Source organism: Lutibacter sp. (assembly GCF_033723435.1).
Taxonomy (GTDB): Bacteria; Bacteroidota; Bacteroidia; order Flavobacteriales; family Flavobacteriaceae; genus Lutibacter.
On the sequence record NZ_JAWVXC010000007.1, the window covers coordinates 65,822 to 80,717 of the forward strand.

Here is a 14,896-nt window from a genome sequence, read left to right on the forward strand (position 1 = left end):
AAAAGAATACAACAAAAAAATGGCTATACATAACGAATTAGGGAAAAAAGGAGAAGACTTATCCGTTGAATTTCTTCAAAAAAAAGGATATAAAATATTAGATACGAACTGGCGATTTAAAAAAGCCGAAGTAGATGTTATTGCGCTAAAAAATAATACTCTAGCCGTTATTGAAGTAAAAACACGCTCTACTAATTATTTTGGAAATCCACAGGATTTTGTAACTCAAAAGAAGATTCAATTATTGGTAGAAGCCATTAATGAATATGTAATTTCAAAAAAATTAGATGTGGAAGTTAGGTTTGATATTATTGCTATTTTAAAAAATAAAAGCACCTTTGAAATAGAACATTTAAAAGATGCTTTTTTACATTTTTAATTTTTGAAAAATGCTTTAACATCTTCAAAATGATTGGGTTTTGCAACAATTCTTTTATTCTTATCTAAAATAAAATACGTTGGTGTTGCACGTATTTCGTATGTTCTAGCAGTTTTATTTTGCCATTTATTTAACCCTAAAACATTAGTCCATTCTGGATATAATTTTGAATATTTTTTAAACCCTAAATCGTCTTTTTCTAAAGTAAAACCTATTACATGCACATCTTTTAAGGTTTTTGAAAACTCATGTAACAAAGGAATTTCATGCAAGCAATGTGAGCAAGTGGTACTCCAAAAAACTAAAATATAATGATCGGCAATATTTAAATTCGATAATTTTTTAGTTACACCATTTTCTTGCCAAGAAAAATCTGGAGCTACATTACCTATAGCTAATTTTAATTTATTTTTTGTGTCTTTAATTACTTCTAAATTTTGAAATTCTTTCGGCAATTTTGTGTAAATATTTAAAACATACTTCATTAAAGGAGCATTTTCCTGCTGATTAAAATTGTACAAAATAGTGGTTAACAAATCGCTTTTTAACAATAAATCATTTCCTGCTTTTTCTTCAACTTCTTTAATTGCTTGTTTATATAATGAATTTTGGACAGAAACATCTTCAGAAACGCTTAAATAAAACACATAATCAATAACCTTTTCGGTAATAAAAATAGAGTTTTGAAGCACTTTATCTTCAAAATTTACAAAATCAAAATAATGTTGTTTTTTACTATTTAAAAATTCTTGTGGTGTTTTTAATAATTTGCTTGGGAAATAAACTTCATTAGCTTTTATAAAATGACTTGCTTGTAAACCTTCACTCTTTAACTGATAAGATTTTTCTGTTTCTTTATAATCTTTTAATGTTTTAGAATACAAATTTGAAACTTCCATTTTGGATTTATTGTCTTTTAAGTGAAAATATTCTAACTGTAAAGAATCTAATTTTTGTTGCAAAGCAGTAGCTTTTATTAAATAATTACTGTACAATTTATTTTCATCAGACACTATAAATTTTACGGAAGTTTTTGGCTCTTTTGGATTAAAAGTCAACTCTACGTTTTCTTTGTTATAAATAAAATCAACTTGACTTTTTTGATCCATTTTATACATTAATCTATACACACCTTTACTAGCAGTTGCAGGTATATTAATTTTAAACTCTCCATTGGCCAAAGTAGTATTTCCTATGTAAACCTGTTTTGCTCCTTTTAATTGATATAAAATAACCCAATTATATTGATTGCTGTAGGCTGGGTTCATTGTTCCTTTTACATAGTTTTGTCCAAATGTAATTTGGCTAAACAATATAATGCTAAATAAAATTTTTTTGACCATTTTAGTTTTTTTTATCATTTATTCAATAATCAGACCAAAAGTAATTATTTTTATCTTTTAAAAAATGTTAAAAATGAATTTTGACCATAAAGTAATTTGGATAACAGGTGCTTCTTCTGGAATTGGCAAATCCTTAGCTATTGAACTTTCTAAAAAATCTACTAAATTAATATTGTCTTCCAGAAACGAGTCAAAATTAAACGAAGTTAAAAAGAAGTGTAAAAATCAAGAAAACATAAAAATATTACCTCTAGATTTAGAAGATTATAATAGTTTAATAAATAAAACTAAAGAAGCTATAGTGTTATTTGGGAAAATTGATGTGCTTTTTAATAACGGAGGTATTAGCCAACGAAGTTTAGCAAAAGACACAACTATTGCTGTAGATAAAAAAATAATGGATATTAATTATTTAGGAACTGTTGCCTTAACCAAAGCGCTTTTACCTTACTTTATCCAACAAAATAGTGGTGTTTTTGTAGTTACTACAAGTATTGTTGGAAAAATTGGGACTCCTTTACGTTCTTCATATGCAGCTTCTAAACATGCTTTACACGGTTTTTTTGATAGTTTACGAGCAGAAGTTTATTCAAACAACATTAAAGTAACCTTGGCTTGTCCTGGTTTTGTACAAACCAATGTATCCATTAATGCTTTAACTGGAGACGGAACTCCCCAAAATAAAATGGATAACGCTACCAATAACGGCTTAACTAGTGTAGCTTTTTCCAAAAAATTACTAAAAGCTGTAAAAAAAGAAAAACAAGAAGTTTACATTGGTGGTTTTAAAGAAAAATTAGCAGTATATGTAAAACGATTTTTTCCAAAACTGCTTGCAAAAATGATTCGAAAGATGGCAGTAACTTAAATAAGTTCTTTTTCTTTAAAATAAAGTACAATTGCCTCTTTCATAAGTACTGTTTGTTCTCCTGATTTTAGTATTGGTAATTCTTCTTGAACTTTATAATGAGGCCATCCATCTTCGTCAAAAAAATCGAATTTATAATAACCGAAAGGCTCTAATAATCTACATATTGCAATATGCATTAAGTTTATTTTTTCATCCTTTTTAAAAGATTGCGCACCTTTTCCTAATTCTTGAATTCCTATTAAATAAATTATTGCGTCTAATTGTAGTTCTTCTCCTTCTCCAAATTTATCGGATAATTTATTTATAACAGTTTCCCAATTTTCTTTTAAAACTTGATCTCTTGACATTTGAAATTTTTTATTTGTCTGCAAATATACAAATCGATTCATGTATATTTACAAAAACTATCCTATGAATACTTTTGATATTATTATTTCCGCCTTATTAATTTTTGGTTTTATAAGAGGTTTGTTAAAAGGTTTGTTTGTTGAAATAGCTTCATTAGCAGCGTTAATACTTGGCGTTTATGGAGCAATTCATTTTTCTTATTTTGCTTCGGCTATTTTAAAAAATTATGTTTCATGGGATGAAAAATATATAACTATTGTAGCTTTTGCTTTAACTTTTGCCATAATTGTAATTGTAATTGCATTGTTAGGAAAGTTATTTACAAAAATTGCAAATTTTGCAGCGTTAGGTTTATTAAATAAATTATTAGGTGGCGTTTTTGGTGCTTTAAAAATTGGGTTAATTTTAAGCATTGTACTATTAATTTTTAGCAAACTTAACAACACAATCCCTTTTTTATCGGCAGAACAACAAAACGAAACTATTTTATATGAACCTATAAAAAATTTAGCTCCAACACTTTTCCCAAACTTTATTAAAGTTGTTGATTCTAAAACCGATAACGAAAATTAACCCAATTCTATTACTATATTTCTTTTAAATCATCTGCTGAAATCCAGCCAGTTTTTCCATCAGAAAGTTTTATTTGTTTCCAATTATCTAACTCATCTAACACCATTACTTTAGTTCCTTCGTGTAACTCAAAAACTTCATCACTATTAACGGAAGGTGCACTTTTAGCTTCAACTTTAGTTGCAAAAATAATTGCTGTTCTATTATTTTTAACTTGTTTATAATTTTCTATAGCAAAAAATAAAGATATTACTAATACTGCCAATGAAATTAAGGAAGTATTAAAATACATTAATTTTTTGGTTGAAGAGTAAGAGAAATAATACAGCAAAAAGAAAATAGCAACTAAAAATGATGCTACAACAGCAATTATTGCCCAATTATTAAAAGAAAATTTTTGAATTATAGCTGTAGAAAATTTTTGCCAAAAAGTTTTTGGAAGCGTATCAATTACATCAATAGTCATTCTTTTTGCAAAAGATAAATTCGTAATTACTTTTTGGTTTTCTGGATTTATTTTTAAAGCTTTTTCGTAATAATAAATAGCTGGAGCTACTTTATTTAGTTTATAATAACAATTACCTAAATTAAAATATAAAGCATCGGATTGCAGTCCTTCATCTTCAATAGATTTATATGAGTCAATTGCTTTTAAGTAATCTCCATTTTTATATAATTCGTTCCCTTTGGAAAATATTTCCTTTGGAGTTTGAGCCAACATTAAGGTTGTAAACAATAAAAACCAACTAAAAACTACATTTTTCATATTATAAATGTTTATCTAATTTAGTAATTACTTTTTTTGCTTTTTCAAATTCATTTTCCATCATAACATTGGATGTTGGTGTAAATCGAGCAAAATCACAATCGGTTAAAACTTCAATAAATTCATCTACAATTTCTTTATCTACTTTTTTATTTAGTAGTAGTTCTGTAATTTTTTCAATAGAAATATCAGAAGTTTCAACAAACAATTTAGCTTTTAAAAAGTTGTGTAATGCTTTTTCTAACGCAATATAAAAATCTTCTTTTTTACCTAACTGTTTTTTTGCTTCAGACAAATATTTTTTAGCTAATCTATCTGCTTTACGTATTCTATTTCCAAAAACATCATTAGCTCTTTCTTCTCTTTTTTTACCTATAAACATACCTATTGGAATAGCTAAAAACGGTAGTAATAGTAGCCAATAAAATTTAGTAGAATACAAAAACACTTCCTTTTCTTTAGGTTCAAATTGTGTATTTAATGTAATAAATCGGAAGCTATTATTTTCAACTACTCTTTTTTTGTTTTTGTTTTCAATAGTGTCTGTAATTGACGGTATTTTTTTCCCTTCGGTAACTTCAACAATTATATCCTTTGTTTTTAAGGTTTCATATTTTTTTTCTTTTGTATTAAAATAACTAAATGTTACTGCCGGAATTTTATATTTCCCTTTAAATTGAGGAACAACAGTGTAAGTATCTGAAATACTTCCTCTTAATCCTATTAAGGATGTATTTACTTGTTCTTTATGTTCAGGAGTATAAATCTCTAATTGTTTTGGTGTGGTTATTTTAGGAATATCAAATAATTTTAAATTTCCTCTACCAGTAACCTCCACTTTAATTTGTGCCGCTTCATTGGCTTTTAATACATTTTTATCGGTGGTAACATTTAATTTAAACTCTCCAACAGCTCCTGAAAAATCAATAGGTTTTCCTTTTTCGGGTAAAGCTTTAACGTTTATATATTTTATAGCAGATTGCGTATCGTAATTAATATTATTGGTTATCATATTCCCAAAAAAGTCACCTCTTCCGGTTGGAACACCTACGGAAAAGTCCATTTTCATTGGCTCAATTTTTAATTTTCCAACTCTTTGAGGAACTAAAACTGCTTTTTTAAGAATAATATATCGATAATTTTCTCCGTTATAAGTTCCGTTTTTAACATTGATATTTTTCACATCAATATCCTGATTCCAAAAACCATTATATTGAGGAGCTTCCGTAACTCGCCAATCGTTTACACTAATATTTTGACTAACATATAATTTATAAACCACATAAATTCCTTCACCTATATAAGGGTTTGATTTAGAAACTTCAGCAACTAAATGTATGTTTTGTTGCGCTACATAAAGTGGGTTGTTTGGATCTTTTGGAACTTCAACAGCTTTAACTACCGTAATTTTAACTGTGTTTGATTTTATTTTACTACCATCATATTCAATTTTAGCAGGTTCTATAGTAAACTGACCTATTTTTTTAGGTTGTAAAACATAAATATAGGATTGAGAGTAACTTGCTTTACCATTTATCCACGATTGATTTACAGAAGAACTTGGACCTCCAACTACTTTGAAATTAGAAAACGAAGGCGCCTGAAAATTATCTGCTCCTTGTTTGTCAACCGTAAACTCAATTCTAAAGCGTTGGTTAACTCCTAATTTATTTTTACTTACAGAAGTTGTAAAGTTTATTTGTGCAAACGTAAATTGCACAGAAAATAATAAAAAACTAAGTATGTAAATTTTACGTAATTTCATTTTACCAGTCTTTTTCTTGTTTAATTTTTTTAGCAGATGCTTTTTTTGCGTTTAATTTTTTTTGCGTTTTATTCTCTTCATTATTCATAGCATCTAATAACTGCTTCATTTGCTCAGGAGATAATTGATTTGGACGTGGTTTTGGTGGTTGCTTTTTTTGATCCTTCGGATTATTTTTTTTGGAATCTCCTTTGTCATCTTTCTTATCTTTTCCTTTGTCTTTATCCTTTTTGTTATCCTTGTTATCTTTATCCTTATTTTTTTTGTCTTTGTTATTTTTATTCTTGTTGTTCTTGTTATCCTTATTCTTTTTGTCTTTGTTATTTTTATTATTTTTATTTTGCTTTTGTTGATTTTTAAGCATTTTTTGAGCTAAAGCTAAATTATACCTAGTTTCATCATCTTTAGAGTTGTTTCTTAAGGAGTTTTTATACGCTTCTACAGCTTGAGCATATTGTTTAGCTTTCATAAATGTATTTCCCATATTATGAAAAGCTTCTGCTTTACTCATTTTATTTTTTAACATTTTTTCAACTAATTCATATTGGCTAATTGCTTCTTTAGTTCTATTTTGCTGATAAATTGCGTTTCCTAAATTGTAAGAAGCTTTTGGATAATTAGGATTATTATCTAATGCTTTTTTATAGGCAACTTCAGCGTCTTTAAACTTTAATTGATTGTAAAGTTCATTCCCTTTTCTAACTTCTTCTCTAGCTATACGCTCTAGCTTTTTTTTATTTTTTTGCTGAGCGAAGCCAATATTAGTTAAACATAAAATTAAAATAACAATATACCTTTTCATGGAATCTCTAATTTTTAGTTTGATTAAATAAGTTTAACTTTTGAATCCACTTAGTTTTTTTTTCTAATAAAAACGTGTCAAAAAGTAAGAATAACAACCCAAAAGCTACAAACCATTCAAACTGCGATTTGTAATCTGAAAACTGTTTTGCATCAAACTCCGTTTTATTTGCTTTTAACAATAAATTTTTAATATAATCTATAGCTTTCTGTGTTTTATTTCCATCAATATATTTTCCTTTTCCTGTATCGGCTATTTCTGATAAAATTTTTGGATTTAATTTAGTTATAACCACTTCGCCTTTATTATCCTTTTTGTAACGTACAATTGTTCCGTTATCTTTTATAGGAATTGGACCTCCTTTTTCAGTTCCAACACCAATAGTGTAAACTTTAATTCCTTCTTTTGTAGCTTTTTCTACTGCACTTAAAGCACTTTCCCCATGATCTTCTCCATCAGAAACCACAAATAAGTATCGATTGGTTTGTTCGTTATCATCAAAAAAGGTTATGCTCCTTGAAATAGCTTCATTAATTGCTGTTCCTTGGCTTGAAACCATATCTGGATTTGCATTTTGTAAAAACATTTTTGCTGCAGCATGATCTGTTGTAATTGGCAATAATGGGTATGAATTTCCTGCATAAACAATAATACCTACTCTATCACTTCCTAAATTATCAATAATTTTAGTGATAATTTGTTTAGCTTTATCTAATCGGCTTGGAGCAATATCTTCCGCTAACATACTTTTGGAAACGTCTAAAGCAAAAACAATATCAACGCCTTCTCGTTTAACTGTTTGTAATTTAGTTCCCATTTTTGGATTTACTAATGCAATTACTAATAATGCAATTGAAAAAGACAAAACTCCAAATTTTAAAATAGATTTAAATGTAGAACTTTCAGGGCTTAATTTTTTAAATAAATCAACAGAAGCAAACTGTTTTTGTTTTCTCTTTTTCCACCAAAGTACTCCAATAAATAGTACCAACATTGCTGGAATTATAAGCAAATAATAAAAATATGTTGGTTCTTCTAATTGATACATTTTATTTTTTTAATTTCTTAATTTAATTATATAAAACTTTTGAATATGGTGTTTTTTAACACAAATTCTAATGCTATTAAAAACAATGCTAACCAAACTAATTCTCTATACTTTTCATCGTAATTATAGTATTTAAACTCATCAATTTTGGTTTTTTCGAGTTTATTAATTTCATTATAAATTGCCTTTAACTTAGTATTATCTGTTGCTCTAAAATATCTTCCTCCTGTTTCTTTTGCTATATATTTTAACAACCCTTCATCAATTTCTACTGGTGAATTTCTGAATAGTAATTTGCCTGTTCTCGGATCTTTTGCATAAGGAAATGATGCTGTTCCATTTGTTCCCAAGCCAATAGTATATACTTTAATACCTAGCCCAACCGCCAATTCTGTAGCTGTTTTTGGATCTACAAATCCAGTATTATTTACACCATCGGTTAATAAAATAATAACTTTACTTTTTGCTTTACTTTCTTTTAATCGGTTTACGGCAGAACCTAATCCCATTCCAATAGCGGTTCCTCCATCTAATTCTCCCCATTTTATATTTGCTATTGTATTTCTAACAATTCGTTTATCACTTGTTATTGGAGTTTTTGTAAAGCTTTCTCCTGCATAAACTACAATACCAATTCTGTCATTTGGCCTTTGATTAACAAATTGCGTAGCAACTTTTTTTAGCGCCTCTAATCGGTTTGGTTTTAAATCGCGTGCTAACATACTTGCAGAAACATCAATTGCCATAACAATATCAATTCCTTTGTTTGTTTTAGTACGCTTACTAACTGCTACAATTCTTGGACGAGCTAAAGCAATAATTAACAATCCAATTGCAAGTAATCTTAAAACTGCTAAAAATGGTTTTAACTTTGACACTAAAGATGGCGATGATTTAAAACCTTTTAAACTTGCCATGGTTAACGTGGATGTTTCTTTTTTTTGAATTAAGAAGTACCATACCGCTATTATTGGCAATAATAATAACAACCATAAAAACTGAGGATGCAAAAATTCAAAATTATTCCAATTCATTTTCAGTATCTTTTATAGGTTTTAAATTTTGCAAAATTCGTTCTGATAAGTTTCTATCTGTTTTAATCTCTTCTTCAATTGGTTTTGATTTTGCAAATTTCACTAAATCCGCATTTTTTAAAACTTCTTTTAGCTCTGCAATAGTTTCTTTTGAAATGCCTAATTTACTTGATTCATTAAAGTCATTTATCGTTTCTAATAATTCATCCGTTGTAGATTCTAAAGCTGGAATATTAATGTCTTTTTCAATATACGTTCTAACTATTTCAGTTAATTCAGAATAATACAGTTTAATTTTATGTTGTTTTAATAGTTGTTTTTCATCCAAAGCTTTTAATCGTTCCATAGCTTCTTGGATTGGTGGAATGTAAACTGCTACTGCTTCTTTTTCAACTTTTTTCCTTAAAATGAAGTATAAAATAATTCCTATAATTGCTAGCAAAGGAAAAATTAACCACCACAAATACAAATAGTCATCTATTGTTTTAGGCTCTTTCATTACGGCTTTAATAGGAAACATTTTTTGTTTTGTAGTATCCACTTTTACTGTAGCTACGTTTATTAATAAAGAATCCGTAAGGTATTTTTGATTATTTATAAGAAGTTGTTGTTGTGGAATTATATATTGGCCACTATCAAAACTAGTAAGCAGATATTTTTTTTCTAATTTGTTTTTTAAAGTATCTACTGGAAGTGATTCTACAACTTCTACTTTATGCAAACTATCTAATTGAAGTTTTGGAAAAACTACTTTATCTCCCTTATTGGCCGATAATTTGTATTGAAATTGTTCTCCTATTCTTATAAATGTAGTGTCTATACTCGCCTTTACTGGGCTTTCTTGTGAAAAACCAATAAAACCAAAACAAACCATTATATATACTAAATATTTTTCTCTGAGGTTCATACTATCTTACTCCTTTTTGCTTAAAATATCCCAGTAATTTTTTTACATAACTTTCTCCTATTTGAGTACTTATTACTCCTGCTCCACTATGACTAAATGATTTTTCAAAATAATCCACCGTTTTTAAATAGTAACTAGTATAACTATTTCTAACTTTTTTTGATGCTGTATTTACAAGCATAACTTCTTTTGTTTCTGCATCTATCATAGGAACTAAACCAATATTTGGTATAGCATTTTCATGTTTATCAAATACTCTAATGCCTGTAACATCATGTTTTTTTCCTGCAATTTTTAAAGTAGATTCGTATGTGTCATCTAAAAAATCCGATAGTATAAAAAGAATGGCTTTTTTCTTTTGTACACTAGACATAAATTTTAAAGCTTCTGAAATATTTGTTTTGGTGCTTTTAGGTTTAAATTCTATTAATTCCCTAATAATTCGTAACACATGGCTTTTTCCTTTTTTTGGTGGAATATACAATTCCACTTGATCCGAAAACAATAAAAGCCCAACTTTATCATTATTTTGAATTGCAGAAAACGCTAAGGTAGCAGCAATTTCAGTAATCGTGTTTTTCTTAAATTGTTGTGTAGTACCAAAAAATTCCGAACCACTTACGTCTACCATTAAAACCATAGTTAACTCCCGTTCTTCCTCAAAAACTTTAACATAAGGTTCATTATATCTTGCCGTAACATTCCAATCTATAGATCGAACATCATCACCATATTGGTATTGTCTTACTTCAGAAAAAGTCATACCACGCCCTTTAAATGAACTGTGATATTCACCTGAAAAAATATGATCAGACAAACGACGTGTCTTGATTTCTATTTTTCGAACTTTTTTAAGTATTTCTTTAGTATCCATGAATTTAGGTTAAAAAATTAAAAAGAGAACCTTGAATAGTTTGTAAAAAAATCAATTAGTAATCTATCTAATTTTTTAAGGCACTTCTACTTCGTTAATTATTTTAGATATAATTTCTTCAGAAGTTATATTTTCAGCCTCAGCCTCGTATGTAAGACCTATTCTATGTCGTAAAACATCGTGAACCATAGCTCTAACATCTTCTGGAATTACATAACCTCTTCTTCTAATAAATGCATAGCATTTAGCAGATAAAGCCAAATTAATACTTCCCCGAGGAGATGCTCCAAAACTAATAAGTCCTTTTAAATCTGGTAAGTTATATTTTTCAGGAAAACGAGTAGCAAAAATAATATCTAAAATATATTTTTCAATTTTCTCATCCATATATACTTCTTTAACCGCATTTCTTGCTCTATTAATTTGCTCTAAAGAAGCTACAGGTTTTACATCACCATAACTGTCATTTAAATTTTGACGCATTATCAATTGCTCTTCTGCAATTTTTGGATAATCAATTACTGTTTTCAACATAAATCTATCCACTTGCGCTTCTGGTAAAGGATAAGTACCTTCTTGCTCTACAGGATTTTGCGTTGCCATTACTAAAAAAGGATCTTCTAACTTAAATGTAGTATCTCCAATAGTAATTTGACGTTCTTGCATTGCTTCTAATAATGCCGATTGCACTTTTGCTGGTGCTCTATTTATTTCATCTGCTAATACAAAATTGGCAAAAATTGGACCTTTTTTAATAGAAAAATCATTCTCTTTAATATTGTAAATCATAGTACCTACAACATCTGCAGGTAATAAATCCGGTGTAAATTGCAACCTACTAAATTTACCTTGTACTGCTTTTGATAATGTGCTAATTGCTAATGTTTTTGCCAAACCTGGCACACCCTCTAGCAAAATATGTCCGTTACCTAATAAACCAATAAGTAATCGTTCAACCATGTGTTTTTGTCCAACAATTACTTTGTTCATTTCCATCATTAATAAATCCACAAAAGCACTTTCTACTTCTATTTTTTCATTGATAGCTTTGATATCTACTGATACATTACTTTCTTCTAACATGTTATATTTATTTTTTGGGTAAAATAATTTCTTTGAAATTCACTGTGCAAGTAGCACATAAATTTCATTTTTTGCTGTTAAAAATAGGTTAAAAATCATACTAACTATTGAGGTTTAACACGATATTCACAATAAAAATTACAAAACCCAATTATTAGTTAATATTAATTGTTGTTTATACTGAAAAGTAAATTTTGCTACGCTTTTATATTTTTAAATATTTTTATTGCTAAATTTTCGCCTTCAAAAACTGCATAGGTAAAATGACTTATCCAATCGCCAGTATTAATATATTTTGAATTTTCTGAAATGGTTATTTCCAAAGGAAGATGTCTGTGCCCAAAAACAAAAAAATCATAATGTTTTTGAGTTAATTTTTTTTTACAATATTGAACTAACCATTCGTTTTCTTCGCCTAAAAATTTAATATCTTCTTCTCCTGAAATCAGTTTGTTTTTAACAGATAAATATTGAGCTATGCGGACACCTATATCAGGATGCAACCATTTATACAGCCAGTTAGAAAAAGGATTGGTAAACACTTTTTTCATACGTTTATAGCCTTTATCTCCAGGACCTAAACCATCTCCATGACCAATTAAAAATAATTTATTATTGAAGGTGAATTCTGTTGGTTTTCTATATATTGTAATGTTAAGTTCTGATTCAAAATAGTCTTTCATCCATAAATCATGATTGCCCACAAAAAAATGGATTTTTATTCCGCTATCATTTAACTCTGCTAATTTTCCAAGTACTCGAATAAATCCTTTAGGAACAACTTTTGTATATTCAAACCAAAAATCAAATAAATCTCCTAATAAAAAAATTGCTTCAGCATCATTTTTTATCGTATCAAGCCAATTTACAAATAGCTTTTCTCTAGGTTTACTTTTTTCGGAAGTAGGTGCTCCAAAGTGTTGGTCAGATGCAAAATATATTTTTTTTGGAGTATTCAAGTTTAATACAATTTAGTTTGCCAAATATACGGTTACTAATAAAAACTACCAATTTAGTTTTTTTGATCTAACTCAATTACTTTTTGAATCATATTGTCATTTTGTTGGGTTGCCATAAGATAACCTGTTTCTCCAAATAAATTACGTGCAATTAAACCTTTTAAATAAATTTTTAAATTTTCTTTGGCTTTTGGTGAAATTGGCATTTTTAAATCAATAAAATCCAAATAAGAATTAACTACATTATCTGAATTATCAAAATTAGCTACAAAATCTTTTAATTTCCAAGAGCTTAGCTTTTTTCTATGGTCATCTACATAATTGAATACAAACTCATTAAGTCTTCCATATAATTTATTACTAAAAACATGAGTAGTATCTATTGGAACAAAAACATCTGGGATAATTCCACCTCCACCATATACTACTTTTCCTTTTGGAGTAGTATATTTTAAATGATCGTCAACTTTAATACTGTCTTTTGACAACAATTCACCATTGTGAATACGATTTAAATAATCATTTTCATAATTTGTATTATCCTTATGGTTATATGGTTTTTGAATAGATCGCCCTGTTGGTGTATAATAGCGAGACGTAGTTAATCTAACTGCTGAACCATCTCCTAAATCCATTTCTTGCTGAACTAAACCTTTACCAAAAGATCGTCTTCCAACAATTGTTCCTCTATCATTATCTTGTAAAGCTCCTGTAACAATTTCACTAGCTGATGCTGAGTTTTCGTTTATTAAAACATATACTTTGTTATCTTGAAAACCACCTTTATTTGTAGCGTAGAATTTATCTACCTCACCATATTTATTTTTAGTGAAAACTATTAATTTTCCATCTTTTAAAAATTCATCTGCTATTTTATTCGCTATATCCATAAATCCTCCTGGGTTTCCTCTTAAATCTAATGTTAAAGAAGTCATTCCTTCAGATTTTAAAGCTTCTAATGCCTTTTTAAATTCTTTATATGTAGTTCTTGCAAAACGGTCAATTTTTATATATCCTATTGTTTTATTAATCATATAATAAGATGGAACGCTAACAATTGGCACTTCACCTCTAATAATTGGAAATTTTAAAATTTTATTAGATGATTTTCTATAAACGGTAACATTAACTTTTGTATCTGGTTCTCCTTTTAACGATTTAATTATAGCATCTGATACTTTTCTGTTTCCTGAAAAAGTTTTTGCTTCTGCAGAATTTACTCCCGCTTTGTTTAAAATAGATTTTCCGAAAAGTGTATCTTTATTTGCTATTAAAATTCTATCACCATCTTTAATCCCTGCTTTTTCACTTGGCCCTCCTTTAATAACATCACTAACGGCAACGGTATCATTATGCATCAAAAACGAAACTCCTATTCCAACAAATTTTCCTTGCATGGTTTCGGTAATACGTTTTAACTCCCCTTTTGGAATATAAACGGAATGCGGATCTAATTCACTAAGCATTTTAGTTATAGCATCATCTAATAAACTATCCGTATCTACTTTATCAACATAATCGTAATTTATATAATCAATAAGTCTTTTTATTTTGGCTTCACTTGTATTTGAACTAAATAAAGCTGGTTTCTTTTTAAAGTTAAAAAGTGTGCCAATAGCCATACCAATAACAACAGCAATTGCTAAATATAATGGTAAATTTATTTTTCTTTTTGTCATTTTAAATTTTTAAGATATGTTAATTCTACACCTGCTTTTTCTAAAAAATCTAATCCAGATGTATCTTTATATGCGTTTGCATATACTACTCTTTTGATTCCTGATTGATGAATTAGCTTACTACATTCTTTACAAGGCGACATAGTTATATATAACGTAGAATTTTTACAAGATTGTGTGGAAGACGCAACTTTTAATATTGCATTTGCTTCCGCATGTAAAACATACCATTTTGTTTCATCATTTTCTTCACAATTATTTTCAAATCCTGTTGGTGTTCCATTAAAACCATCAGAAATTATCATTCTGTCTTTCACAATTAAAGCGCCAACTTTTTTTCTTTCGCAATATGATAATTTAGCCCATTCCAAAGCCATCTTCATATAGGCTTCATCATATTTTTGTAGTTTTTTATTCATTTTACACATGTAAATTACGAAAGTAATAAGAAACTTATATTTAAAA

Annotated in this window: 16 protein-coding genes; 3 read left to right on the forward strand and 13 right to left on the reverse strand. The window is 28.1% G+C overall.

The window, feature by feature from the left end; all coding sequences use genetic code 11:
* Positions 1-19 precede the first annotated feature (19 nt).
* Complete coding sequence (locus tag R3342_RS11045; RefSeq protein ID WP_318940199.1) at positions 20-379, forward strand: YraN family protein; 360 nt, start codon at positions 20-22, stop codon at positions 377-379.
* Here R3342_RS11045 and R3342_RS11050 read toward each other — a convergent pair.
* The gene (locus R3342_RS11050; RefSeq protein ID WP_318940201.1) at positions 376-1,722 is read right to left on the reverse strand and encodes a TlpA disulfide reductase family protein; all 1,347 of its coding nucleotides are present in this window, start codon (positions 1,720-1,722) and stop codon (positions 376-378) included. The genes R3342_RS11045 and R3342_RS11050 overlap by 4 nt on opposite strands.
* Positions 1,723-1,795: 73 nt before the next feature.
* Between R3342_RS11050 and R3342_RS11055 the strand changes: the two genes are divergently transcribed.
* Positions 1,796-2,590 (forward strand): SDR family oxidoreductase, encoded by a 795-nt coding sequence (locus tag R3342_RS11055; RefSeq protein WP_318940202.1) that lies wholly within the window; start codon positions 1,796-1,798, stop codon positions 2,588-2,590.
* Here the strand turns inward: R3342_RS11055 and R3342_RS11060 are convergent.
* Positions 2,587-2,940 (reverse strand): hypothetical protein, encoded by a 354-nt coding sequence (locus R3342_RS11060; protein ID WP_318940204.1) that lies wholly within the window; start codon positions 2,938-2,940, stop codon positions 2,587-2,589. The genes R3342_RS11055 and R3342_RS11060 overlap by 4 nt on opposite strands.
* Before the next feature lie 64 nt (positions 2,941-3,004).
* On the opposite strand from R3342_RS11060, the gene R3342_RS11065 reads away from it, so the two are divergent.
* Positions 3,005-3,514, forward strand: a complete 510-nt coding sequence (locus tag R3342_RS11065) for a CvpA family protein (RefSeq protein ID WP_318940206.1) — start codon at positions 3,005-3,007, stop codon at positions 3,512-3,514.
* Between the two features lie 13 nt (positions 3,515-3,527).
* On the opposite strand, the gene R3342_RS11070 is transcribed toward R3342_RS11065, so the two are convergent.
* The 11 genes from R3342_RS11070 to R3342_RS11120 form a co-directional block, all read right to left on the reverse strand.
* A complete protein-coding gene (locus R3342_RS11070) occupies positions 3,528-4,280 on the reverse strand; it encodes a tetratricopeptide repeat protein (RefSeq protein ID WP_318940209.1) in 753 nt (250 codons plus the stop codon).
* A 1-nt stretch (position 4,281) separates the two neighbouring features.
* A complete protein-coding gene (locus R3342_RS11075) occupies positions 4,282-6,045 on the reverse strand; it encodes a BatD family protein (RefSeq protein WP_318940211.1) in 1,764 nt (587 codons plus the stop codon).
* 1 nt (position 6,046) lies between these two features.
* Positions 6,047-6,847 carry a tetratricopeptide repeat protein gene (locus R3342_RS11080; protein WP_318940213.1) on the reverse strand — a complete coding sequence of 267 codons (801 nt, stop codon included), beginning with the start codon at positions 6,845-6,847 and terminating at the stop codon, positions 6,047-6,049.
* A 7-nt stretch (positions 6,848-6,854) separates the two neighbouring features.
* On the reverse strand, positions 6,855-7,895 hold the full coding sequence (locus R3342_RS11085) for a VWA domain-containing protein (protein WP_318940215.1): 1,041 nt from the start codon (positions 7,893-7,895) through the stop codon (positions 6,855-6,857).
* Between the two features lie 26 nt (positions 7,896-7,921).
* A complete protein-coding gene (locus R3342_RS11090) occupies positions 7,922-8,929 on the reverse strand; it encodes a VWA domain-containing protein (protein WP_318940217.1) in 1,008 nt (335 codons plus the stop codon).
* A complete protein-coding gene (locus R3342_RS11095; protein WP_318940219.1) occupies positions 8,916-9,836 on the reverse strand; it encodes a hypothetical protein in 921 nt (306 codons plus the stop codon). Before R3342_RS11095 ends, R3342_RS11090 begins: the two co-directional genes overlap by 14 nt.
* A gap of 1 nt (position 9,837) precedes the next feature.
* A complete protein-coding gene (locus tag R3342_RS11100) occupies positions 9,838-10,710 on the reverse strand; it encodes a DUF58 domain-containing protein (protein ID WP_318940221.1) in 873 nt (290 codons plus the stop codon).
* Positions 10,711-10,785: 75 nt separating this feature from the next.
* Positions 10,786-11,793 carry a MoxR family ATPase gene (locus R3342_RS11105; RefSeq protein ID WP_318940223.1) on the reverse strand — a complete coding sequence of 336 codons (1,008 nt, stop codon included), beginning with the start codon at positions 11,791-11,793 and terminating at the stop codon, positions 10,786-10,788.
* Positions 11,794-11,990: 197 nt separating this feature from the next.
* Positions 11,991-12,752: a UDP-2,3-diacylglucosamine diphosphatase gene (locus R3342_RS11110; protein ID WP_318940225.1), complete on the reverse strand. Its 762-nt coding sequence runs from the start codon at positions 12,750-12,752 to the stop codon at positions 11,991-11,993.
* A 53-nt stretch (positions 12,753-12,805) separates the two neighbouring features.
* On the reverse strand, positions 12,806-14,431 hold the full coding sequence (locus tag R3342_RS11115; protein ID WP_318940226.1) for a S41 family peptidase: 1,626 nt from the start codon (positions 14,429-14,431) through the stop codon (positions 12,806-12,808).
* Positions 14,428-14,859: a deoxycytidylate deaminase gene (locus tag R3342_RS11120; protein WP_413468710.1), complete on the reverse strand. Its 432-nt coding sequence runs from the start codon at positions 14,857-14,859 to the stop codon at positions 14,428-14,430. The genes R3342_RS11115 and R3342_RS11120 overlap by 4 nt, the downstream gene beginning before the upstream one ends.
* Between the last annotated feature and the right edge of the window lie 37 nt (positions 14,860-14,896).